We start from the raw sequence: 24,847 nt of genomic DNA, 5'->3' as shown, positions 1-24,847 counted from the left end.
CTATTTAAAAAATACTTACCAAATGATAAAGATTACCGGTCTGCTCATAAAGCGTCTTTCCGGCATCTGTAAGTGTAATTTTCTTTGTACCTCGCAAAAAGAGTGATACCTGTAATTCTTCCTCCAGCATCTTCATCTCCTGATTATTTAAAAATGAAAATATATTATCCATATGATTTTTATTGAATTATCATATAAAAACAATAATTTACATATATATTACATCATGTTAGAATTAAAAAGCATGAAAAATAAAAAGGAATGAATTTACAAATGAAACGAGTCGATTTTGAAAATGGAACGATAACCAGCAATATCCTTGGAGCATCGCTCCCGATGCTGGTCGCCCAGATTTTAAGCTTACTTTATAACATTGTAGACCGGATTTATATTGCACGTATCCCGCACATCGGAACTGCAGCACTTGGTGCAGTCGGTCTTTGTTTCCCGGTAATTGTCATCATTACCGCATTCAGCAATCTATTCGGAAGCGGCGGTGCACCATTATTTTCGATTGAGCGCGGCAAAAATGAGCCACAGGAAGCGAAAAAAATTATGAATATTTCTTTTTCCATGGTCTGTATCTGTGCCATTGTACTCATGGTAATTGGCTTTTTATTTGCCCGCCCGATCCTGGTACTGTTTGGTGCCTCAAAAGACGCTCTGATCTATGCATATCCGTACCTGATGCTTTACCTGATCGGAACTCTGCCTTCTATGATTGCAACCGGTATGAACCCGTTTATCAATGCACAGGGATATTCAACCATCGGCATGCTTTCAGTTACCATAGGGGCAGTAACGAACCTGCTGCTTGACCCGTTGTTTATTTTTGTGTTCGGACTTGGCGTGCGCGGTGCCGCAATTGCAACGGTCATTTCTCAGACACTTTCTGCTGCATTTGTATTTTTCTTTCTTACAAAGAAAGCAGAACTGAAAGTGAGGCTCCTCAAAAAAGAGGAACTTGCCAACTGTACAGCTTATGCAAAAAATATTGTAAGCCTGGGAACTGCCGGATTTATCATGCAGTTGACAAACAGTCTGGTAACGATTGTCTGCAACAATGTACTTTCCGTCACAGGCGGAGATATCTACATTTCTGTTATGACCATCGTATCCAGTGTCAGACAGCTTGTAGAAACTCCGATTTATGCAATCAACGAAGGAACTTCGCCAATCCTGAGTTACAATTATGGTGCAAGACGCCCATGCCGTGTAAGAAAAGCCGGTGCCATGATGGCACTTATGATTCTCGGATACACAGCTGTGATGTGGAGTATTATCATCATCGCGCCGAAAACCCTGATCGGAATTTTCAGTTCAGATGCTACGTTGATGAAAGATGCAGTTCCTGCCCTGAAGCAGTATTTTGCAGCGTTTATCTGCATGGATATGCAATACATTGGCCAAACGGTCTTTAAATCCCTGAATAAGAAGAAGCAAGCAATCTTTTTCTCACTACTTCGGAAGGTATTTATCGTCGTGCCTCTGACATATCTAATGCCGTATGCCCTGCATATGGGAACAGACGGCGTATTTCTCGCTGAGCCGGTTTCTAACGTCATTGGTGGAGGATTATGCTTCATCACCATGTTACTTACCGTATTGCCGGAATTAAAGCGTATGGAGCGGAAGAATGCTCTCTATGAGACAGGCACGATCTTATAAATGCGTAAACCACTGTCAAGCTGTAGCAAATTTCGTTATACCGTATTATAAATCTACAATATTTCAGGAGAAAATGACAAATGAGCAGTAGAGAAGTAATAGAAAATGTACAAGCAGATCTCTTTGCAATACAGGATCTTGCTTATCGGGATTTTCAGGCAAAACTGATGCCGACAGTCAATAAGGAAACCGTCATCGGTGTGCGGACTCCTTCTTTGCGCGCATACGCAAAAAAATTCGGTAAAACAGACAATGTTTCTGCATTTCTTGAAGTGCTTCCACATAAATATTATGAAGAAAACAACCTTCATGGACTGCTGATTGAACAGATTAAAGCGTACCCATCCTGTATTGCCGCACTGGACCGTTTTCTCCCGTATATAGATAACTGGGCAACCTGTGATATGATCGCGCTCCGGACAGTAAAAAATCATCTGGACATATTTATCCAGGAAGTCTGCCGCTGGATAGCATCGGATCACCCGTATATCGTCCGTTTTGGAATTGGAATGCTGATGCGGTATTATCTGGATGAACAGTTTAAACCGGAATATCCCAAAAAGGTAGCCGAAGTTAAATCAGACGAATATTATGTAAACATGATGCGTGCCTGGTATTTTGCTACCGCTCTTGCAAAGCAGTATGACCAGATCATTCCTTATCTGGAAGAGAAAAGGCTGGACACCTGGACACATAATAAGACGATTCAGAAAGCAATTGAAAGCTACCGGATCACGCCGGAACAGAAGATCTATTTAAGGACATTAAGAGTAAAAAAATAATAAAATGCCATCATCATATCAGTTACATCGATGAAATGATGATGGCATTTTATTATTCACCAATTTTCATTTGTAAAAATTTATCCATATTAGGATATTATTTAACCGTACTTTGACAATTTACGGTTCCCGCAATTTTACCACATTTGCAGCACTACGTCGTCTGTCTTCATCGATTGCAGCGTAGTGCTTTTTCGTTGTATTGACATCTTTGTGCCCCAGAACATCCGCTACCAGGTAAATATCCCCCGTTTCCTTATAAAGGGCAGTACCATAGGTACTTCTGAGCTTATGTGGCGTGATTCTTTTATTTGTAATCTGACTGGCATACTTTTTAACCATATTTTCAACCGCCTGCACACCGATCCGGCGTCTTTGGGTTGATAAAAACAGAGCATTTTCATAGCCAGCAAGGGGCGTTACCGCTTTACGGTATGTCTCCAGATAATTGCGAAGTGCTTTTTCCACCTCTTCACCAAAATAAACAACCATCTGGCTTCCACCTTTTCGTGTCACCATGACCCCATTATTGTTGAAATCCACATCTGACAGGTCCAGTCCAACTAACTCCGATACTCGAATACCTGTTCCAAGTAGAAGAGTAATGATCGCAATATCACGTTCTTTCGTCTTATTATAATAGGAGAGTGCTTGACCGGTTAATTTGGAACCACAGGATTCCACATAATCCAAAAGCTTTGCAACCTCATCGGTATCCAAACGTATGATCGCCTTATCATGTAGCTTCGGCATATCTACAAATAAGGTCGGATTTTTCTGAATTATCTGTCTTTTAAAGAAATAATTATAAAAGCTGCGTAATGCAGACATTTTGCGAAATAAGCCGCGTTCAGAGTTTGTGACCTGTTTGGTTTCTTTGGTATGAACATCTGTAGTATCATAGACCTTCAGATATTCCAGATATTCCTCAATATCAACCGGCTGAATAGCTTCCAGATCCTGTACCTGAAAGTCCTTAATTGAGTGATGTTTATAAACAGGATTTTCTTCAATTAAAAACTGAAAGAACAAACGGATGTCATATGCATACGATATTCGTGTCTTTGGTGATGTGGTTGGTTCAATGGCACGAAAATAATCACGTGCAAAGTCAGGCATGGTGTTTAAAACACCACGAAGACGAATAGTATTATCAATATAAGTTTCTTCCTGGTATGTTTTTGTATCAGATGGCATGATCCTAAGAACCTCCTAAATTCCATAAATTTCCCCGATATAGGTATGATTATAGCATGGTTTCGGAAGATTTGTCTATATCTTTTGGAAAAATCGGTATTTGTCGTATAGATTGGTTATTCAAAATACTGCTGTCCCAAGACAACTTTTTGCCAGGGACAGATGATTCTAATTACTAACACGGTCTGTTTCCTTTTTCAAATGGATATTCAATCCCCCAGTCTTTTCTAAGTCCATCCATCTGTTCCATGATGCGAATACTTTCTTCATGCGGCATTTCCATACATTCAAGTTTTCCTTCACGGATAGCCTTCATAGAAGCGCGTACTTCATATTCAAACCCAGTGATCTGTTCTGGCATTGTAATTTCCCTTACAAATTCCCGATCCGGTGTATATACTTTTACCGATGTAATATCATTAATATTTTCCGCAATCAGATACCCCTTGGTTCCATATATCATACCATATTGTTCTGTACCGGTAAGTGCACTGCTTTGTATAGAAGCCATCGATCCATTTTTGTATTTCAGAATAATGGAATTCTGTGCATCCACTCCACTGTCAAATTTTACGCAGGAAGAAAGCGTTTCTTCAACATCATCGCCTAAAACCATGCTTGCAAAATTCAGTGGGTAAATACCTACATCTAATAGCGCTCCACCGGCAAGCTTCGGATCGATCAGACGTTCTTTTGTATGCATATCATATCCGAGATTTGCTGAAATCCCCTTTATTTCTCCGATTTCACCACTTGCAATAATATCATCGATTATTTTACGGGATGGAAGGTATCTTGTCCAAATTGCCTCCGTAATAAAGACATCTTTTTCCTTTGCGAGAGCAAATACTTCTTTTGCTCCAACAGCATTTACAGTAAATGGTTTTTCACAAAGTACCGGTTTCCCATGATTGATACAAAGTTTGGCTTGTTCTATATGAAACGGATGTGGTGTCGCGATATAAATCAACTCTACTTCCGGATCATTTACCAGTTCTTCGTATGAGCCATATGCCTTTTCAAATCCCCATTCTTTGGCAAATTTCTGCGCTCTATCAAGATTTCTTGCAGCAATGGCATATGCAGCCGCATCGTCCATACCGTCCAGTGTTTTCGCCATATTTGCTGCAATTCGCCCAGCACCGATAATTCCAACTTTCATCTGTTCCATTTCTTTACACTCCTTTTTTCACATATTATTTTATTCTACATGGAAATCCATCCAAATGCATTCGCCACAGAACTGATCAAAATAATCAGAACAAAGATTGGACACAGATATTTAATCATAACAGCAAAAATCTTCTTTCTGCGGAATGCACTTTCTCCATGAATAATCTCTTCTTCTATCTTCTTTACCCCAACAACTCTAGCTACCAAAAGACTTGTCATCAGTGCCGCGATCGGCATCATTACCGAATTAGTCAGGAAATCAAAGAAATCCAGGAACTGCATACCAATAATTTTCACAAATGCAAGTGGTCCATATCCAAGTGAAGATAAACTTCCTAATACTATCATGATCACACCAACAAGCACAGTAGACTTTTTACGACTCCAGCCGATTTCATCTTCAAATGTAGATACTGCACTCTCTGTCAATGCGATTGAGCTTGTCAGCGCAGCAAAAAGAACAAGCAGAAAGAACAGAATTCCAATTGCTGTTCCCAATCCCATATTCTCAAACACCTTTGGTATTGTAATAAACATCAGTGCCGGCCCTGCCTGTAACGTATCCGGATTTCCACCTGAAAACGCAAATACGGCTGGGATGATCATAAGTCCTGCCATAATTGCAATCGCTGTATCAAATACTTCTACATTTCTTGTAGAATCTTCAATCGAAATATCTTTCTTCATATAAGAACCAAATGTGACCAAAATTCCCATAGCGATCGATAGGGAATAAAACATCTGTCCCATAGCAGCTACCACAGACATCCATGAGAAATTCTTTGGATTTGGCACCAGAAAATACTTCACGCCTTCCATTGCACCTGGTCGTGTTACTGAGTAAATGGTAATGATCAGCGAAAGCATGATCAAAATCGGCATCATAAACTTTGAAACACGCTCAATTCCATTCCGAACACCTGCATAAATAATAATCAATGTAATCAGACAGAATATGATAAAACAGATTTCTGTAGAAAATCCATTTGAAATAAACTCTGAAAAATATCCATCTTGAGCCAGACTACTGCTGTTCCCTTTTACATATTCCAAAAGGTACTTGATAACCCATCCTCCAATTACAGAATAATATGGTACAATCAGAACCGGAATAATCGCATTAATCCATCCACCAAAAGAAATCCATTTTGACTTTCCGAAAGATTTGAACGCACCTACCGGACTTTTTCTTGTCATACGGCCAATTGCTGATTCAGCAATTATCATTGTATAACCGAAAGTAAGGGCTAACAGAATATAAATAAGCAGAAAAATTCCTCCGCCATATTTTGCCGCAAGATAAGGAAACCTCCAGATATTTCCAAGACCTACAGAAGCTCCTGCTGCTGACAGTACATATCCTAATTTGCCAGAAAATGTACTCCTTTTTTTATGATTATCCATAACAAAATCTCCTCTTTTATTCTAAAATTAAATACACCTGTTTGATTTTATCATGATAATCCTTTAAAGTCACTAGTAAAATCAAGTATAACCTTAAAAATATAAAATAAGTTTTGTCTTATAATTCATCCATACATTCCGTGTATTCTTTTAAAACCTGTTCCAGTAATAATTTCTTAGTATAAAATTAAAAAGTCCGGAAAGACTAAGACGGGGTGAGCGATGGGATCTTGGTTAGAGACCTTAAGAATGTCTTAGTCTTTTAGACTTTTATAAAAAATAGAGTGTATATAATGTGCTATCAGACAGATTATTCGCTGCTACCTGACAGCACAGATGGTCTTTAATAAACAGAATCATCTCCATAATACGAAACAACCAGATAGTCTCCTTCCTGGAGATTATTCCTGTCTTTTAAACTTAAATGATTTGCTTCTGCCAGCTCATCCATATATTCATATATGGAATCTTCTGTTCGTCTGTATCTTTGTGCAATGCTCCAGAGTGAATCCCCTTTTTCAAGCTGGACACTTTTATAATATCTCTCTCCGGAAGGTTCTTCAGCTTTGCTATCGTGCGCACTGGAGAAAAAGCTTCCAAATCCAAAACTCAGTGACATAACCATCACCAGAGCCGCAATCCCTGTCACAAACCGTCTGATAGAATTCGTCTTACGGTGCTTTGCATAATGACAGTGCTTCTGTCCTTTTGCTCCTGCATGATATCGATCTGCATACATATCTTTTCTTTTCTCTGATCTCATGATAAATTCCTCCCTTTTCTTCTGTAATCTTTTCAGTTCTCCTATATACCAGAAAGCATGTTCCCGAACAACTGTTCTGCTACCAATATACAGCAAGAACATACGTTTGTCAATATGCAAATCGAACGTATTTTCTAAACATTTGTTTGCTATTTTTTCTTCTGTATGATATGATAATTTTAATAGTTCAGATAATACTTCAAATTGATATAGATACAGATTTAGGAGGTCTTTTATGAGTAAAGGTAATATTAGCAAGAAACAGGAAGAGATACTTGAATATATTAAGTCCCAGATCCTGCAACGTGGTTTTCCACCGGCTGTACGTGAGATCTGTGATGCTGTGAATCTGAAGTCAACTTCTTCTGTACACTCTCATCTCGAGACTCTTGAGAAGAACGGATACATACGACGTGACCCAACCAAACCACGTGCAATCGAGATTCTGGATGATTCATTTAATCTCACAAGACGTGAGATGGTTCAGATTCCGATCGTAGGCCATGTAGCTGCAGGAGAACCGGTTCTTGCACAGGAGAATATTGAAGATTACTATCCTGTTCCTACTGAATATATTTCATCAAATAAAGAACTCTTTATGCTGAAAGTTCAGGGTGAAAGTATGATAAATGCCGGTATACTGGATGGAGATTATGTCATTGTGGAAAAGCAGGCAACTGCAGAGAACGGTGACATGGTTGTTGCTCTGATTGATGACGGTGCAACGGTAAAGACGTTTTACCGAGAAGAAGGTGTGATCCGTCTTCAGCCGGAGAATGATGCAATGGAACCATTTATCCTTGAAGATGTTACGATTTTAGGGAAAGTTGCTGCTGTTATGCGCTTCTTCCGTTAATTTAAAAAAACAGGTGAGTACACTTGCAGAAGCATCTCAGATAGAAGTGCTTTTTGCAAGTACTCACCTGTTTTTTATATATGTTCTTCTCCATATCCCTTTTTTTCTTACTATCATAAATATTTTTTTAATGCATCAAAAAATCCGGATAAGATGTACAGGTATTCTCAACCTGTCATCTTATCCGGATTTTGTTCCATTGAACAACTCACCCTTCGATGCTCGTATCTATATATGACATATCCAGATGATTCAGTCAGTACTGTTTTCTACTATTTTTTTGCAAGTTCGTACATCGCTGCTGCCGTAATCTGCAGTGCACGGAGAAGCTTTTCTACTTCCACATGTTCATCTGGCTGATGGATCACGTCTGCTTCACCTGGAAATACCGGTCCGAATGCAACCATGTTCTGGAATTTCTTTGCGTAAGTTCCACCACCGATTGCAAGTGGTTCCAAGTGCTCGCCAGTCTCTTCTTCATATACATGAACGAGCTTTGTCACCAGTTCAGAGTCTTTTGGTACATAGAGAATTTTGTGGTTATTTTTCCGGAGCACATCGAATGTGTAACTGTTGATATGATTGATCAGTGTATCATCAACAACTTTCGGATCTGCATTTTTTGGATAACGGACATCTAATGTAAAATAGGTCTCTTCTCCATCATAATAAACAATACCAAGGTTTACGGTTGTCTCACCAGTTTCTTCATCCACATAATGTACTCCCAGTGATTCTCCATTTGTCTCCGTTCCGATCTCTTTCAGAAGAAATTCCATCAGTTGCTGGAATTCTCCACCAAATTCATTCTCTTTCACTGCATTCAAAAGAAGAATTGCTGCATTTACACCAAGATGCGGGGTACTTCCATGTGCACTTCTTCCCACCGCTTCAACGATTGTTTTTCCGTTTTCATGCGTCACAGTGATTCCTTCTGTCTCTGCTACTTTAATGTCTCCTTTTACGATCAGTTTACAAGTTGGAATCACGACATTGTCAGCAATTCCACCACCAAAATATTCCACTTCGATATGACCTTTGTCATAAACCTTAGAACCGCCTTTGATTCCGGTCGTTCCTTTTTCACAGAAAATAACCGGAAAATCTGCATCCGGAGTAAATCCGATCGTCGGCATCTCATATCCGTTCTCTACGTAATATGCCGCGCATGAAGAGCCACATTCCTCATCAGATCCAAAAATAACACGGATTCTACGGTCAATTGGAAGATTCAGGTCACGGATCGCCTTCAATGCGTAAATTGATCCAATGATCGGTCCCTTATCATCCAGACATCCTCTTCCCCAAAGAATTCCATCGTGGATCTCGGCACTATAAGCAGGATAAGTCCAACCGGTATCGCCAGCCGGTACAACGTCTACATGACCAAGAACGCCTACCATCTCTTTTCCTTCTCCATATTCTACCCAGCCTATACGATTGTCTGCCTGCCCAACCTTGAAGCCAAGCTTGCGGCCAAGTTCAAGGGCATCTTCCAGAGCAGCCTTCGGTCCCGGACCATATGGCGCGTCTGGCTGTGCCTCACCACGCACGCTTTCAATTCTCATGTTCTGTTGGATTCCAGCAAGAATTTCATCCTTCATCTCCATAATCCTGCTGTTTAATGCTTCATAACTCATTATTACATTCCCCACTTTCTTGTGTATTCCATCTGTATCTTATTATACACGATACATCTTTAGAAACCAAATAATAATTTAACAAATCTGCTCCGAATCCAGCACGATCGTAAATGGACCGTCATTTAAAAGAGATACCTTCATATCCGCGCCAAAGTTTCCTCTTTCCACAACCGGGATCACTTTCTTACATTCTTCAATAATATATTCATACAGTTCATTTGCCATATCCGGTGCACCTGCCTCAATAAAACTTGGGCGGAATCCTTTTTTACAGTTTGCATATAAGGTAAACTGGGAAATCAGAAGAAGTTCTCCATCCACATCCTTTAGGGCAAGATTGGTCTTTCCGTTCTCATCTTCAAAAATGCGAAGTCCTGTCAACTTCTTTACCATTTTGTCTGCAATCACTCTGGTATCATCCTGTGCCACTCCGATCAGCACCATAAATCCTTTTCCAATCTTTCCGATCACTTCTCCTTCTACCGCAACCTCGGCATGTGTTACTCTCTGAATTACAAATTTCATGTTTTCTTGTCTCCTCTTTCTTCTCTTTATTTGACACTATAATGCCTGTGTTCCGAAATTATCAGAACATAAGTATTTTGCTACAGGTCTAAAAAACGGGGGATTTTTATTTCCCCCGTCTTATAACATTATAATCGCTGTTCTTACTCTTCCAAGCTTGCCTCTAATTCAAGAAAATCTTTGATAGCTTTCACACATCCGTCAACACCAAACTTGGAACTGTTTATACAAATATCATAACTTTCGGCATCGCCCCATTTTTTGTTGGTATAATAATTGTAATAGCTTGCCCTGCGTTTATCTGTCTTATGTATTAGATCTTTTGCTTTGTTATCTGTCAGTTCATTCAGCTTTGCTACATTTTTAATCCTGTCTTCCAGATCTGCATGAATGAATACACTTAGTACATCATCCCGCTCTTCCAGTGCATAATCCGCACATCTTCCTACCAGTACACACGGTCCTTCCTCCGCAATCTTTTTGATCGCATCAAACTGCGCAAGGAAAATCTTGTGATTTAGTGGCATTTCATTGACAGAACCGGATGCAAATCCCATAGAATATGTATCCATTACCAATGAATAGAGAAAACTGTTCGTCGGTTTTTCATCATGTGTCTCAAAAAGCTCTTTGCATATCTTACTGTCCTTTGCTGCCCGTGACAACAATTCTTTATCATAAAACTCAATTTCCAGTTCATCTGCCAGACGTTTTCCAATCTCGCGTCCTCCGCTTCCAAACTGACGACCTATTGTTATAATTGTATGTGTTTTACTCATAAACGTCACGCTCCTTTGCAGGTCATTATTCCATGATTATCCTATACATATTATATAACAATTCATAATAAATGTATAGATTTTCATGACATTTTGCGTAGTTTTTTCAATAAATTTTCAAAATATTCCGGAAGTGGGGCATCAAATTCCATATATTTTCCGGTTCTCGGATGGATAATTCCAAGAATTTTCGCATGAAGTGTCTGCCCCTGTAGTGTCCACGGACATTTTGCCGGACCATATACACAGTCTCCAAGCAACGGATGATGGATACTTGCCATATGCACACGGATCTGATGTGTGCGACCGGTTTCAAGCTCACAGGCAATATAAGTATATTCGCCAAAACGCTCCAGGACCCGGTAGTGTGTCACTGCATTTCTGCCATTTTTCTCATTGATACTCATTTTCTTCCGGTCAATCGGATGGCGTCCGATCGGCGCATTCACAGTACCGGAATCCTCTTTGATATTACCGTGTACAATCGCATGATAAATCCGCTTAATGCTGTGCTCTTTTAACTGTTCTGCAAGGATCTGGTGTGCGGTATCATTTTTACATACCAGAAGAGAACCGGTAGTATCCATATCGATCCGGTGTACGATTCCCGGACGCATTACACCGTTGATTCCTGAAAGCCGGTCTTTGCAATGATACATGATCGCATTGACCAGGGTTCCGGTATAATGACCTGCTGCCGGGTGCACTACCATACCTTTCGGCTTATTAACCACCAGGATATCATCATCCTCATAGAGAATATCCAATGGTATATTTTCCGGCAGGATATCCGGTTCCGTCAAATCCGGTATCGTAATCTGAATTTGATCTCCTTTTGCAACCTTATAGTTAGATTTGATTACTGTGGAATTTACCTTTACATTTTTTTCTTTTATCAGTTTTTGAATATAAGAACGGGAAAGCTCCGGCACTTTCTCTGTGAGAAATTTGTCGATTCTCTCCCTTGCATTTTCTTCACTCTGAAATTCTTTAATCTGCATGTTTCTGCTCCTGTCTGCGCGAATAAATAGAAAAATCTTCGTCCTTATAATAAAAAAAGATCAGCAGAACCAGAACGATAAACGTCACAGTCACATAAATATCCGCCACATTGAAAATCGGAAAATCAATCAGTGAAAAATAAAAAAAGTCAACCACATATCCTCTGGTCAGACGGTCAATAAAATTCCCGATTGCTCCGGCTGTCAGAACGATCATACAGATTCTGAGTGGCAGATATCTTTTTTCTACCGGAGTTCTGCCATAAAACCAGCTCACAATAACAAGGATCACAACGGTCATGATGACAAAGAACCATCGCTGGTTCTGAAAAATCCCAAATGCAGCTCCTCTGTTTTCAAGATAATGCAATTCAAAAACATTATTCCACAACACAAATGCAGACTGATCCTTCAAATGTGCAATTGCCAGAAGCTTTGTATACTGATCCAGAAGCACCAGGATTACGACTCCAAGTGCTGCAAAAATATATTGTTTTAACCCTGGTCTGTTCTTCATATGCTCTCCTTTACTGCTAATGCCATTAGATATACTTTCGGATTGTAACATAATAACGTCCTTTTTTTGTCTCGGAAAGAACTCCTTCGTACTGAAAACGTCCCAACTGTCTTACGGAAATGATATCATTGTCCTTTACATGATATCCATTACTGGTAATCAGCTTTCCGTTTACATATACACGCCCAGCCTCAATCAATGCAGTAAGTTTACTTCTGGACGAAGAAAAAGCCAGGGAAAGAAGGGAATCCAGGCGTACTGATGCAACAGTCCCCTTAATCTCTTCGTACTTAGGCTCCCATTTAAAATCTGCATTTTCTACTTCTACGGCACGAACGGTTGTATGACGTACCCTGGTCAGTTCTTTTACAAGAAACTCCGTCAGTTCCTGATGTACAAAAACATAAGCTTCCTTATCGTGAATCAGAATATCTCCCGTCTTTGCCCGTGTGATCCCAAGGTTCAGAAGTGCACCCAGATAATCTCTGTGTGATAATTCCTCAGCAAATTTCGGCTGCAGCGGACTGATCTTCAGAATGCGGATCGGATATGTACTGCGGATACTTTCCTCATCCATATACATATAAAAAGCATCAGGTAGAAATGCTGCCATCTGACGCTCTGACGGATCATACCCGCCAAAGGTCCTGTATGGAACAGGGAAAGAATCCTTCGGCGTAGTATGTAATATATTCAGTTCATTCAGGTTCAGGAAATCGGAATACATAATGATTCCTCTCTGATAAGCATTGTTAGACAGCTCAATCAGACGTTTACGAAGTAAAGTCTCTTCTTTTTCCATACCCTGTCTTCTTTCTTCTAGTAACGGTTCTGGATCGGCACATCGAACGAAGTATTCAGAAGATCCTGCATATCGCCGGAAATATCAACATTTGCCGGTGTTACCAGAAAAATATAACTTGAAATCTTCTGAAGATTACCATCAATTGCAAAAGCAGATCCTGATGTGAAATCAATAATTCTCTGCGCGATCTCAAGATCCATACCTTCCAGATTCAAAATAACAGTTCTTCCCGCGAGAAGAGTCTCTGTAATCTCGCGTGTATCATCCATTGCGTTTGGTTTGATTACACAAACTTCCATTGCAGGAGCATTTCTGCGTGTAGAAGGCTGGCGCATCGGGGTGACTTTATTTGAACGACCTGATTTTTTAAGCTGATAATCTTCCTCTTCTTCTTCGTAAGCAGCCGGTTTATCTTTCTTTCCAAAAATATTCTTTTTTGGCTTTTCTTCTTCATATGGCTCATCTTCAAAATCGTCATCGTCATCGTAGAAATCATCATCATACTCATCATCGTCGCCGTTTAATTTCATAACGTCTAAAAACTTATCTAATACTCCCATTTTTCTTATACACTCCTATCTGTGGTATCTAAATCTGATGAGCATAATTTCGCTCGCCAAAAATTGCTGTCCCTATCCGAACCATGGTGGCTCCCTCTTCTATAGCAACTTCAAAATCATTGGTCATCCCCATTGAAAGAATACTCATGTTAACATTATCAACTTTTTCCTTTGCAATGTCAACAGATAATTTTCGTAAGTTTGCAAAATGTATACGATTTTCTTCCGGGTTTTCTACAAACGGAGCAATTGTCATCAATCCTTGTACTTTTATGTGTTGAAATCTGACAATTTCATGAATAAAATCCATAACTTCCTCTGGCATCAGACCGAATTTTGTATCTTCTTTTGCCATGTTTACTTCGAGAAGCACATTTACAACAATACCTTTTTTCGCTGCTTCTTTATCAATTGTTTCCGCAAGACGAATAGAATCAACAGAATGGATCAGCTCTGCCTTATCGATGATATATTTTACTTTGTTGCGCTGCAGATGACCAATCATCTGCCAGTGAATATCCTTCGGCATTATGTCATATTTTTCATCCAGTTCCTGCACTTTATTTTCACCAAAATAACGGCAACCGTAAGCATACGCTTCTTCCAGCATTTCTACCGGTTTGGTCTTGCTGACAGCAATCAGTGTTACATCCTCCCGTTTTCTGCCGGAGCGTTCGCATGCAGCGCATACACGTGCTTCCACATCTTTTAAGTTTTCTGTGATCATTTCTTTCACTCCATTTCTTATTGACTTACTATCTGATTATCCCGAACAGAATCTCCGTTCAGGGCAATATGATCATAATTGGATAGACTGTAGCTGTTTCCTTCTGCAATAATATAGTATTCATCACTCTCACTCAGGATCTGAACCTGCTTGAATACAGCATAGCCTTTATTGACATTATAAACTCCTTTGATGCTTTCGGTTTTCAAAAGATCCATCGTATCGGAAGATTCCGGCAACAAAAGAGTATCTCCTTTTTTCAGATTCTCTGTATCCAGATATGCAATACCCGATTCCGTATCCTCGTTAATGATCGTCACCGGAATAAATTCCGTTGTCGTCTTTCCTTTTTTGGTCGTCTGCCTGTAGACACCTTCGTTCTGAGAAGCCCCGCCGCTCGTAATATAATCTATCGGAACAGCATAACAGTCTTTCTCCGTTACCGAGGTTTTCGGAATCTTAAGCCCGGACTCGTCTTCCAGGATCAGTTCAATATTCACGAACCGTTCATCTGCATACCGGATCATGGAATCCTTAAAAGTAATATTGGCATAAATATCATTTTTCTTTTCCGTAAGTCGCATAGTTCCCCACAGGTCCTTATTATCCTTCAGGAATCTGACCTCAACAGAAAGGGAATCTTCCCCGTTCATTTTTTTCTGGAAGGTTTGTGCCAGATCAGAGGTCAGGCGTACCGTTACCGTCCACTCTTCATCTGTGACCAGGCGATATACCGGCTGCCCTGCATCAATCTTCTGATTGCCTGAAAGCTCTGTGACACTGTAATTTGCCTTATCAAACATCTCATCCGTGATATTATCTGTCGTCAGATTTTCATAGCCATCTACCGAAAGCTCCACGATTCCGTCATCCGGGCTTTGAAATGCATCTACATTTCCGGACTGCAGAATAGAATTCAGCTGTGCAACCCTGCTCTGTGTCGTATTGTTCTGTAAGATCGCTGTTACTTCACTTTTCAGATTTGATGCCGTCTTAAACTCCTCCGGTGAATAGGATTCATTAAATCCCTGTGCCTTCAGCAGAATACTGTTCCATTCATCTGCATTCAAGGAAACTTCTTCATTGCTGTCCTGATCCGTCTGTGTCTCGAGCTTGGAAGACGTAATGGTGTAAATATTGGTTCCAAGTGCAACCTTCTGTGCATCGTCTACAAAATAATTGACATATCCGCTTTTTTCAGCATTTACCACCGTTTCTTTTCTGAGAACCATTCCGGTAAGATTCCTGTCTTTTAAAATGCTTCCTTCCCGTACCTCATATACACTCACTCTATCTTTTGTAAAATAGATCAGAACGGTAAAAACAAGATACAAAAAAATAATTCCAAACAGAATCGTACCAATATTTAAATGTCCTTTTCGTTTATATTTCTGGAGGCTGACGACCTCCGTATTCTTCTTTTTCCCAGCCAAAAATCAAGCCTCCAAATCTATTCGGATTTTAACAGGCACAGTGCCGCACCATTCAGATAATCACAGCACCTGCCCTGATACCTGCCTTCCTCTTCCATCTTCTGCAACAGTTCGTCCCTCAGCCTCCACCAGCTGCATCCCCAGTTACAGAACACCGCATCTTTCTCAGGAATTCTTGAAAACATTCGTTCTACTGCCACGGTTTCCGGAATCTGTTCAAGAAACGTAATCACTCTTTCAAAATATTCTTCCTTTGAACATACCGTTATTTTACCATTTTCATACCAATCGCACAACCGTGTATTTCTGGCAATATAAAGCGAATGCAGTTTCACAATATCCACACCAAGCGCAGTAAGGATTCTTGCAGTCTCTTTTGCATCCGCTGCCGTATCTCCCGGAAGATTAAGAATCACATGGGTACAGATTGAAATACCAGTATATCTTTTAATCCGCAGTACTGCATCGATAAATTCTGCAAGACCATGTCCCCTGTCGATCATCTGCAGTGTATGATAATTTGCTGTCTGTAATCCAAGTTCTACATTCATCTGAATTCCGGTCATCGCGCGGATATCTCTCATAATATCAAGATACTCAGCCGAAACACAATCCGGTCTTGTGGAAACAGATATCTCCACGACACCCGGAATCCTGGTAGCCTCCATCAGATAACTGCGAAATCTGTCCGGAGGAAGAAAGGTATTGGTATAATTCTGAAAATATGCAATATATTTGTTGGCATGGTATTTTCTTGTAATCATCTGTCTGGTCCGTGTCAACTGTTCTGTGACAGAAACTGTAGCCGCCATTGCCTCAAATCCGGTTCCTGCACCGGCACAGAATGCACATCCATCTCCGTCAAGACGGTTCGGACATGTGACCGGAAGGTTCACCGGAAGCTTGTATACTTTTTCACCATATTTGTTTTTCAGGTAATCCGAATATTTATAATATAACATATTTTTCCTCTCATTTATGAATAATCACAAAGTTTTAACACATACTAACCGTATAGAATCGTATAAGGAGGATATTTACATGAAATGGTTTGATAATACAGCACTCACCGTCGTGATCATCGGTGCTGTGAACTGGCTTCTGATCGGTATATTCCGTCTGGATCTTATTGCCTGGCTTTTTGGAAACATGTCATGGCTCTCACGTATCGTCTACACGATCGTCGGACTGTGTGGACTCTACCTGATCAGTCTTTTTGGTAGAATCGGATCCATGTCCGAATCTTAATACGCCCAGGTAATGTACCTGATACCATCTCGGTGTATTTTCTACATGCTTGAAAAAAAGAAAGGGGCTCCCAGACAAGAGATGCCCCTTTTTGTGTATACGATAAGATTCACACACCACATTTACTGCTGACCAGACGGGATTGCCTCGATCAATGATGTCATATCCTCATACAGAACCGGTTTTTCTGAGGCTCCCATAACAATCGATATGTATGGATTGTCACTGGAATCTTTTTCCATCAGAATCAGACAATATCCTGCTTCATCCGTTGTCCCGGTCTTCCCACCTACGATCGTAACATTCTCCGGCACATCCACCTCTCCCTGCGCATAGAGATTGGTCGGTGTAAACAACGCCTCCTGACTGTTACCGTCCACATCTGTATAATATGCGGTATATGCTTCACTCTGTATGATATTTACAAAATCTTCATGCTTTATGCACTCATTAAATATCAGATAAAGGTCATACGCTGTTGTATAATGATTGTCATCATGCAGTCCGTGCGGATTCATAAAATGAGTCCCGTTCGCCATCAATTCCTGGGCTCTGCGGTTCATCATATTAACAAACGCTTCTTCTGATCCACCTACATATTCCGCGATTGCAGTTGCTGCATCATTTCCAGAATACAAAAGAAGAGCTCCCAAAAGATCCCTGAGTGTCCAGACTTCTCCTTTCGCAAGGCCGCACACCTGTGCATCTGCCGGAAAACTGGATGCATCTGCGTTTCCACTGATCGTCACCTGGTCATCCAAATTTGCATTCTCAATAGCGAGAAGTGCCGTCATGATCTTGGTTGTACTGGCAGGATACAGTCGTTCATGCGCTTTGTAAGAATATAATACACGTTCTCCTGTAAGATCAAATAATGCAGCACTGTGCAATTCAGTATCTTCTGTATAGCCTTCTAACGCCACATCATTTTGTGCTACACACAGCTCCTCTGCATAAAGCTTTCCCTGGTATAAATCCTGATTATAATTTTTAAGTTCATATGCTGTCACAGGTGTTGCTCCTTTTCCTCCGATGCAACCACCTGTAAACAGACTTATCGATGCCACACATACCAGTGCGGCACTTTTTGCTCTACTTATACATCTCACGCCAATCCAAGTCTCCTCTGTCTAATGCAAGTATAATGATTTCTGCCGTTGCAAGATTGGTAGCCATCGGGATGTTGTGCATGTCACAAAGACGAATGACATCATTTACATCCGGTTCATGTGGCTTTGGATTCTGTGGATCCCGAAGAAAGATCAGAGCATCAATTCCATTCTGTGCAATCTGCGCACCGAGCTGTTGTTTGCCGCCCAGCGGTCCCGCAAGATATTTGTGAATAGAAAGATTAGTAACTTCTTCGATCAGCCGGCCGGTTGTACCGGTCGCATACAACTCATGCTTGCTCAAAATCCCACGATATGCAATACAGAAATTCTGCATCAGTGTTTTCTTAGAGTCATGCGCAATAAGTCCGATATTCATTTTCTCAGCTCCTTTTACTGATATTTTTTAGGCTGAAGCCCTATATTTAATACAATGCCAATTCCCATATATAAGCTGATAAGCGAAGTCAGTCCGTAACTAACAAACGGAAGGGGAATTCCTGTATTTGGTAAGATCCCTGTTGCCACGCCGATATTGATAAACGACTGAAATCCTATCTGCGCGGCTACACCGCAGCAAATAATCCGCCCCGCCAGATCTTGTGCCCTGAGTCCTATCAATATGCATTGTACTACAATCAATAATAACAGACCAATCACGATACAGCAACCCACAAAACCTAATTCTTCACCTACAATTGCAAAAATAAAGTCTGTCTGTGGCTCAGAAATAAAATTTCCGTTCTTCACGGATGTGGTTGTATTATTATTCAGTCCTTTACCGGTAAGCTGTCCGGAACCAATCGCCATAATTGCATTATTCTGCTGGTAAGCTTCATCACTTGCATATTTCTGCGGTTCCAGCCATGCCAGAATACGCTTTTGCTGATAATCGTGCAGAAATGGCTGATTTGGCTGTACAACAATACTGATAAAAATAATCGTAACCGGAACCAGAATCGCAATCAGGGTTCCGATAAATCGATAACTCAGTCCCGCCAGATACATCATAGCACAAAAAACAAGCGCTATGGATAAGGTTGTTGAAAGGTCTGGCTGAAGAACGATCAGGATCAGTGTTGGTGCAATCAGTCCTACTGCTTTCAGGATGGTTGCAGCACTGTTCAGATCATCCTCATGATTCATCAGAAATTTTGCAAAGAATACGACAACCAGTATTTTGCTGAGCTCTGATGGCTGAAAATTCGTCACTCCGATATCGATCCACCGCTGTGCACCATTTACATTGGTTCCAAACAGCTTTACACATACCAGTGCAATGATATTGATCCCGTATAAAATCCAGTAAAAGTTCAGAAGCCATACATAGTCTATCATCGAAAGAATGATCATCAGGATCACTCCGGCGACAAGTCCTATGATCTGTCTTCCCTGTACTGCCTGCTTTGCACTTCCGATTACCATAACTCCAATAATCGATATAGCAATAACAGAAATGACCAGACCGAATTTCACATCTTTTAAATGATAAGGTTTTGTCTTTTTTGGTAATCTCACGATTTTTCTCCTGTCAAGTTGATTCTAATCTGTGAACGTGTTATTTCCACTTTAAAATTATCTTCGGTTATCTTCATGTATTTTCCGATTGTGTGGTATAATTCTCCGCACAAAAGTTCATAAGTATCTGGCTGACACTGCACCCGGTCCGAAACAAGAAGGCTTTTCAAACGTTCTTTTGCAATGCGGACAGATGAATGGTGCATACCTCTTTCAAATACATGCATGATACATCCTCCTAATTTCTTTTAAACATATGGGAAAGTTTGTAAAACAAACTTTCCTGTTTATCCAGATCGAGAAATGGCACTTCTTCACCGGTTATACGCCGGCAGATATTGGTATATGCTTTTCCTGCCAGCGAATCCATATCTACAACCGCCTCTCCCTGGTTCGTTCCGATCACGACCTGTTCATCATCCGGAATTGCTCCGATCAGATCGATAGGAAGAATCTCTGTCACATCTTCTACTGACATCATCTCTCCTCTTTTCACCATATCCATCCTGATACGGTTAATAATAAGATTCAGTTTTTTCATGTGATTCTGCTCCAGCAGCCCAATGATGCGGTCAGCATCACGAATGGAGGATACTTCTGGCGTTGTCACAACAAATGCTCTGTCAGCTCCGGCAATCGCATTCTGGAATCCCTGCTCAATCCCTGCCGGACAATCCAGTAAAACGTAATCAAATTCATCTCGAAGCTCATTTGTAAGCTTGATCATCTGCTCCGGTGTGATCGCTGACTTATCCTTTGTCTGTGCCGATGGCAGCAGATACAGATTTTCATGACGCTTATCACTGATCATCGCCTGCTTCAAACGGCAGCCACCTTCGATCACGTCGACCAGATTATATACGATCCGGTTTTCAAGTCCCATGACAACATCCAGATTCCGAAGACCCAGATCCGTATCGATCACCAGTACCTTTTTCCCGAGCCTTGAAAGTCCGGCACCTATATTTGCTGTCGTTGTTGTTTTTCCGACACCGCCTTTTCCCGATGTCACTACAATAATTTCACCCATTTTTCAGATCCTCCTACCACTCTAAATTCTCCAGTGGATCGATATAAATGCGCTTGCCGTCAAGACGGGCGATACTTGGTCTTACGGTTTCGTCCTGAAGATATGTATGTGTTGATACAATATCTGCAATCTTCATTACATGCGGTCTCATCGACAACGCCGTAATAAACGCATTCCGATCTCCTGTTGCCCCGGCATGTACCGTTCCCCTTACCGCACCCAGCACAACAATATTGCCCTTGGATACTACGGTTGCGCCAAACTCTACATCGCCAAGTATAATAATACTCTGTTCTGTCTCCAGTACCTGCCTTTGTCTGAGCGTACCTTTGTAGAACTGACCTTCTTTTCTGGTTAAACTGTTAAGAGAGTCTTCTACTACTTTTTTGTATAATCTTTCTGTATTTTCATTAGCATCAAAAATACAGACAATATGGATATGAGCGACATCAGTGATCAGACCAATGACCTCTTCTTCCTGTGGTTTTGTAAGAATCCGCCCTTCAAACGTAACCGCCATGGTCGCATCTTTGAAAAAGCGGGCAGATTCGGTAAATTTTTCTCTCAATTCCTTCAGAATCTCTGTATACTCTGCATCAGGATCCATATGAACAATCAGACCGTATTTATTACTTTTAATGATGACTTTCTGTTTCATACCTGTGATCCCCCTCAATCTAGTCTCCATGTGTCGATGATGAACCTGCTGCTGATGCATGCCCTGTGATCAGCTCATCACGGCTTGTCTCTCCATAATAATAGCGCATCAGGTCTCTTCCAATCTCTGACGGATATAAAGATTCATAACCATTTTTGATACGGATCGCAAATGCGACTTCCGGATCGTCACTTGGCGCATAGCCAACAAACAGACCGTGATCCGGATGTGTAGTACTCTGCTGTGCCGTACCGGTTTTACCTGACATTGTAATATTTCCCAGCGAAGAATATGTACTGTTGCTGGTAACAACTGCCCGCATTCCCGACTGAACAGCATCCCATGTATTTCCGGAAACACCCTCTATCTGGTTCAGCACATTCGGTTCGTAAGTTTTTGTTACCTTACCATCCTTATTTTCCACATGATCCAGAAGAGAAAGATTATAAACAGTTCCTCTGTTTGCAATTGCTGTAACATATCTTGCAAGCTGAGTTGTCGTATAGTTATTAGTACCCTGACCGATTGCAGAACGTACAGAGTCCTGATCAGATACCTGAGGTGACGATTCCGGAATTTCGATTCCTGTTGTCTGGTTCAGTCCAAACATAGTCGCATATTTCAGAAGCGTCTCACATCCCTGGTCAGAAGAATATCCCGACTCGCTGCTCTTTGCATTACTGAGCATCTGGTTTGTAAGTCCCAGACGGTATCCAACTTCATAGAAGAACATATTGCAGGAATGCTGGATCGCACTCGTCACATTCAGACTTCCATGCGACCCCGGATAAATCCAGCATCGTGGACTCGGTGAAATTTTCTCATAGAGTCCGCCGCAGCTGATATACGTACTGGTATCAATGACATTTTCTGTCAGTCCGGCAACAGCAACCAGTGGTTTGTAAGTAGATCCCGGTGCCGTCTTCTCCTGCGTCGCATTATTATATAACGGTGCTGACTGATCATTTAAAAGCTTTGTATAATAGCCTGAATCCATGGTATTTGCAAGCCGGTTATTATCATATCCCGGGTAGGATACACAGGCAAGAAGCTGTCCGGTCTTCGTGTCAGTTACTACGACCGATCCGGTAGATGGTTCCAGTCCAAGCTGTCCCGGTGTGATTTCCAGATCTTCAATCTTGGAATACATGAAATCATAGGCGGTCATTGTACCATCCGCAAGCTTATTATAAACATCTGCATCATAATTCAGAATTCCCTGCTCATAAAGCATCATACCAATCTGGCTTCCTGTGATTTCTTCATTGCGTATCATATACTTGTAGATCAGTTTGTCAAATCCGGAATCCTTAGGAAGATTTGCACTGATATACGCCAGAATCCCCTGATATACTTCATTCTGATCCGAATACTCACTGTCACTGTTCATATAATCAGTCAGTTTTGATGTATCGATCCAGTTCTTGGAGATCGCATAATTCAGATAAGTATAGAGACTGATGCTCTCATCATTTTCCCACGCAATATAGGTAGAATCATTGGTATCAATCGAATCTTTCTGAATGATTGCTGCATTCTGGGTAAGTACAGTACTGATAATATAACTGAGATATGCCTGCATATCCTCATCACAGTCTTTATATGCCGGCGCACCTGAATCACTCAGCTGTGCCATCACATCTGCAAGCACTGCCTCCTTTTTGGAAGAAAATGACGCATACACACTTTTCTCAGTCTCCCCGGCATCCGCAGTTTCAAAATGTCCCACATTCAGAATCTCATTGGAAATAAATGCATTGTAAACATCACCAATCGGTATCTTCACATCACTTCCCTCTTCTGCCTGTGTACGGTCATAGGTCAGAGACGTAGTCAGATTGGAAAGGATGATTCCGGCAAGCTTTTCTTCCAGGAGATCATAAGCCGCCTTTTGCAGATTGGCATCAATAGAAAGGTAGACATCATTTCCTGCTTTTGCCTTTTTCCCCTGCTTGGACTCAATGACCTTTCCCACACTGTTAACATAAAGTTTGATTTCACCTTTTTCACCTTGAAGTGTTTTATCCAGTGTCTGCTCCAGCCCTGCTTTTCCAACCACATCCGTAAGAGAATACGAGTCCGACTCCTTTTCATCCAACGCATCATATTCATCTTGTGAAATCACGCCCGTATAACCAAGAATAGACGCAAAATATTTGCTGTCCGGGTAATAACGGATTGAATCCTCTTCAATATTAACTCCCTGAAGAGTATCCAGGTTCTCCATAATAGCAGCTGTTGTACTTTCACTGACATCACTTGCAATCGTTGTAGCCACATACTTCTGATAGCGATTCAGTCCCATGGAATACCGGATTGTTACCAGCTTTAGGATTTCTTCTTTGGACAGCTTCTGTTCGTCCAGCCCATAACCGTAGGTCTCATCTGTACAGAGATAATGCATCAGATCTGCCGCACTGTATGCCTTCTGCTTGTTACTGAGCTTATCAATGGTTGCTTTTCCAAACACATCCGCAAGGAACCGCAGACGCTGCACCTCGCTTGTCATGGAATAAGCATATTCTCCATTATCATTGAGAATAATTTTGAAATCATTGACAATAGAATCTCCATTCGATTCAACAATACTGATCACTTTCTCAATTGTTGCATTGATGATTTTATTTTTCTCTTTAACCGTATCATAGTCACCGTTGTCTTCAATCGTGACGGAATATGCGAGCTTGTTATCTGCCAGAACCACTCCGTTCCGGTCCAGGATACGACCTCTGGTTCCCTGTACCTCTTTTGTTTTCTGGATCTGAAGCTTATAGTCATCCAGATATGCCTGTCCGTTTACGATCTGTAAAACAAACACACGCTGTATCAAAATTGTAGAAAGCACAATAAACACAAGCATCAGCACAAACACTCTAGATTTTACCAAGTCGATAAACCATCTTTTCAGACGATCCAATAAATCAAACAAATCTGCTAGCACTCCTTTTTTCTTCTTCTTCAAGTCTTCGGTTAATATGCAGAATGATCTGATACAGAACAAGTGTAACCAGAATCGTGTAAACCAGTTCCGGCATGATCACATGTCTCAGATAATTCAAAAAATGGAAATCACTTTTTAACATGAATAAAAGGACATAAATCACCATACCATATAGAAACTCACTGCCGGCAATAAGTGCCAACGGGAGTTTGATGTCTTCGTCATAAAATACTCTCTGGAAAAATCCGTTGCCATATCCGATCAGCATATAGATCAGCGCATAAAATCCAAGCAGATTTCCACCTAGTATATCTTTTAAAAGTCCACAGAAAAAGCCGATGATCATCCCTTCTTTTTGTCCCCTCATAAATCCAAAAGAGGACGTCACGATAATCAGGAGATTCGGAATAATCGAGGCAAACGCCAGCTTTTGAAACACCGTTGTCTCCAGAAGAAAACAGACAGTGATCAACACAGCACAGATCAGGATCCTTTTAATCTTTTTCATGT

The 24,847-nt window shown here is 40.9% G+C and carries 26 protein-coding genes and 1 pseudogene; 4 read left to right on the top strand and 23 right to left on the bottom strand.

What is annotated here, in order from left to right:
- Positions 1-4 precede the first annotated feature (4 nt).
- Positions 5-130, bottom strand: a complete 126-nt coding sequence (locus PG418_RS15805; RefSeq protein ID WP_259812406.1) for a hypothetical protein — start codon at positions 128-130, stop codon at positions 5-7.
- A 143-nt stretch (positions 131-273) separates the two neighbouring features.
- Between PG418_RS15805 and PG418_RS15800 the strand changes: the two genes are divergently transcribed.
- Positions 274-1,668: an MATE family efflux transporter gene (locus PG418_RS15800; RefSeq protein ID WP_195251644.1), complete on the top strand. Its 1,395-nt coding sequence runs from the start codon at positions 274-276 to the stop codon at positions 1,666-1,668.
- Positions 1,669-1,748: 80 nt separating this feature from the next.
- A complete protein-coding gene (locus PG418_RS15795) occupies positions 1,749-2,450 on the top strand; it encodes a DNA alkylation repair protein (RefSeq protein WP_055157079.1) in 702 nt (233 codons plus the stop codon).
- Positions 2,451-2,570: 120 nt separating this feature from the next.
- Here PG418_RS15795 and PG418_RS15790 read toward each other — a convergent pair whose 3' ends face one another.
- From PG418_RS15790 to PG418_RS15775, 4 genes and pseudogenes are all read right to left on the bottom strand, one after another.
- A complete protein-coding gene (locus PG418_RS15790) occupies positions 2,571-3,647 on the bottom strand; it encodes a tyrosine-type recombinase/integrase (protein WP_055157081.1) in 1,077 nt (358 codons plus the stop codon).
- Positions 3,648-3,822: 175 nt separating this feature from the next.
- Positions 3,823-4,821: pseudogene (locus PG418_RS15785) on the bottom strand (Gfo/Idh/MocA family protein); the annotation flags it as partial.
- A gap of 32 nt (positions 4,822-4,853) precedes the next feature.
- A complete protein-coding gene (locus PG418_RS15780; RefSeq protein ID WP_498837679.1) occupies positions 4,854-6,224 on the bottom strand; it encodes a sodium-dependent transporter in 1,371 nt (456 codons plus the stop codon).
- Between the two features lie 343 nt (positions 6,225-6,567).
- The gene (locus tag PG418_RS15775; protein ID WP_055157086.1) at positions 6,568-6,987 is read right to left on the bottom strand and encodes a LysM peptidoglycan-binding domain-containing protein; all 420 of its coding nucleotides are present in this window, start codon (positions 6,985-6,987) and stop codon (positions 6,568-6,570) included.
- 235 nt (positions 6,988-7,222) lie between these two features.
- Here PG418_RS15775 and lexA point away from each other — a divergent pair, with 235 nt between their 5' ends.
- Positions 7,223-7,843 carry a transcriptional repressor LexA gene (gene lexA, locus PG418_RS15770; protein WP_055157087.1) on the top strand — a complete coding sequence of 207 codons (621 nt, stop codon included), beginning with the start codon at positions 7,223-7,225 and terminating at the stop codon, positions 7,841-7,843.
- Positions 7,844-8,115: 272 nt separating this feature from the next.
- Here the strand turns inward: lexA and pepV are convergent, their stop codons facing one another.
- The 10 genes from pepV to mnmL all read right to left on the bottom strand — a co-directional run bounded on the left by pepV (position 8,116) and on the right by mnmL (position 16,795).
- Positions 8,116-9,483, bottom strand: a complete 1,368-nt coding sequence (gene pepV, locus PG418_RS15765) for a dipeptidase PepV (protein ID WP_498837678.1) — start codon at positions 9,481-9,483, stop codon at positions 8,116-8,118.
- A 78-nt stretch (positions 9,484-9,561) separates the two neighbouring features.
- Positions 9,562-10,011 (bottom strand): D-aminoacyl-tRNA deacylase, encoded by a 450-nt coding sequence (gene dtd, locus PG418_RS15760; RefSeq protein WP_055260960.1) that lies wholly within the window; start codon positions 10,009-10,011, stop codon positions 9,562-9,564.
- 143 nt (positions 10,012-10,154) lie between these two features.
- Positions 10,155-10,790 (bottom strand): cytidylate kinase-like family protein, encoded by a 636-nt coding sequence (locus tag PG418_RS15755; RefSeq protein ID WP_055260962.1) that lies wholly within the window; start codon positions 10,788-10,790, stop codon positions 10,155-10,157.
- 83 nt (positions 10,791-10,873) lie between these two features.
- The gene (locus PG418_RS15750) at positions 10,874-11,791 is read right to left on the bottom strand and encodes an RluA family pseudouridine synthase (protein WP_498837677.1); all 918 of its coding nucleotides are present in this window, start codon (positions 11,789-11,791) and stop codon (positions 10,874-10,876) included.
- Positions 11,781-12,308: a signal peptidase II gene (gene lspA / locus PG418_RS15745; RefSeq protein ID WP_270203678.1), complete on the bottom strand. Its 528-nt coding sequence runs from the start codon at positions 12,306-12,308 to the stop codon at positions 11,781-11,783. Before lspA ends, PG418_RS15750 begins: the two co-directional genes overlap by 11 nt.
- Before the next feature lie 25 nt (positions 12,309-12,333).
- Positions 12,334-13,110, bottom strand: a complete 777-nt coding sequence (locus PG418_RS15740) for a YlmH/Sll1252 family protein (protein WP_498837676.1) — start codon at positions 13,108-13,110, stop codon at positions 12,334-12,336.
- A 17-nt stretch (positions 13,111-13,127) separates the two neighbouring features.
- Positions 13,128-13,673 carry a cell division protein SepF gene (locus PG418_RS15735; RefSeq protein ID WP_498837675.1) on the bottom strand — a complete coding sequence of 182 codons (546 nt, stop codon included), beginning with the start codon at positions 13,671-13,673 and terminating at the stop codon, positions 13,128-13,130.
- Between the two features lie 28 nt (positions 13,674-13,701).
- Positions 13,702-14,400, bottom strand: coding sequence for a YggS family pyridoxal phosphate-dependent enzyme (locus tag PG418_RS15730; RefSeq protein WP_008370261.1), 699 nt, complete (start codon positions 14,398-14,400; stop codon positions 13,702-13,704).
- 17 nt (positions 14,401-14,417) lie between these two features.
- Positions 14,418-15,833 carry a biotin/lipoyl attachment domain-containing protein gene (locus PG418_RS15725; protein ID WP_195502632.1) on the bottom strand — a complete coding sequence of 472 codons (1,416 nt, stop codon included), beginning with the start codon at positions 15,831-15,833 and terminating at the stop codon, positions 14,418-14,420.
- 17 nt (positions 15,834-15,850) lie between these two features.
- Complete coding sequence (mnmL, locus tag PG418_RS15720; protein ID WP_055248553.1) at positions 15,851-16,795, bottom strand: tRNA modification radical SAM protein MnmL/YtqA; 945 nt, start codon at positions 16,793-16,795, stop codon at positions 15,851-15,853.
- A gap of 79 nt (positions 16,796-16,874) precedes the next feature.
- Here mnmL and PG418_RS15715 point away from each other — a divergent pair, with 79 nt between their 5' ends.
- Positions 16,875-17,081, top strand: coding sequence for a DUF378 domain-containing protein (locus PG418_RS15715; protein ID WP_022221010.1), 207 nt, complete (start codon positions 16,875-16,877; stop codon positions 17,079-17,081).
- Between the two features lie 122 nt (positions 17,082-17,203).
- Here PG418_RS15715 and PG418_RS15710 read toward each other — a convergent pair whose 3' ends face one another.
- The 8 genes from PG418_RS15710 to mreD form a co-directional block, all read right to left on the bottom strand.
- Positions 17,204-18,190 (bottom strand): D-alanyl-D-alanine carboxypeptidase family protein, encoded by a 987-nt coding sequence (locus PG418_RS15710; protein ID WP_055157101.1) that lies wholly within the window; start codon positions 18,188-18,190, stop codon positions 17,204-17,206.
- Positions 18,174-18,569, bottom strand: coding sequence for a methylglyoxal synthase (locus PG418_RS15705; RefSeq protein WP_008370250.1), 396 nt, complete (start codon positions 18,567-18,569; stop codon positions 18,174-18,176). The genes PG418_RS15710 and PG418_RS15705 overlap by 17 nt, the downstream gene beginning before the upstream one ends.
- A gap of 14 nt (positions 18,570-18,583) precedes the next feature.
- Positions 18,584-19,708 (bottom strand): FtsW/RodA/SpoVE family cell cycle protein, encoded by a 1,125-nt coding sequence (locus PG418_RS15700; RefSeq protein ID WP_055157102.1) that lies wholly within the window; start codon positions 19,706-19,708, stop codon positions 18,584-18,586.
- Positions 19,705-19,935: a cell division topological specificity factor MinE gene (locus PG418_RS15695; RefSeq protein ID WP_022221008.1), complete on the bottom strand. Its 231-nt coding sequence runs from the start codon at positions 19,933-19,935 to the stop codon at positions 19,705-19,707. Before PG418_RS15695 ends, PG418_RS15700 begins: the two co-directional genes overlap by 4 nt.
- 11 nt (positions 19,936-19,946) lie before the next feature.
- Positions 19,947-20,738 (bottom strand): septum site-determining protein MinD, encoded by a 792-nt coding sequence (gene minD, locus PG418_RS15690; RefSeq protein WP_008370246.1) that lies wholly within the window; start codon positions 20,736-20,738, stop codon positions 19,947-19,949.
- A 13-nt stretch (positions 20,739-20,751) separates the two neighbouring features.
- On the bottom strand, positions 20,752-21,396 hold the full coding sequence (locus tag PG418_RS15685; protein WP_022221007.1) for a septum site-determining protein MinC: 645 nt from the start codon (positions 21,394-21,396) through the stop codon (positions 20,752-20,754).
- A gap of 19 nt (positions 21,397-21,415) precedes the next feature.
- Positions 21,416-24,256, bottom strand: coding sequence for a penicillin-binding transpeptidase domain-containing protein (locus PG418_RS15680; protein WP_498837681.1), 2,841 nt, complete (start codon positions 24,254-24,256; stop codon positions 21,416-21,418).
- 61 nt (positions 24,257-24,317) lie between these two features.
- Positions 24,318-24,845, bottom strand: a complete 528-nt coding sequence (gene mreD / locus PG418_RS15675; protein ID WP_173826051.1) for a rod shape-determining protein MreD — start codon at positions 24,843-24,845, stop codon at positions 24,318-24,320.
- Positions 24,846-24,847: the final 2 nt, after the last annotated feature.

Source organism: Bariatricus sp. TF06-38A (assembly GCF_027690675.1).
Lineage (GTDB): Bacteria > Bacillota > Clostridia > Lachnospirales > Lachnospiraceae > Allocoprococcus > Allocoprococcus comes.
Note: the sequence above shows the minus strand (reverse complement) of the source record. Positions and strands in the feature narration are given on the sequence as shown.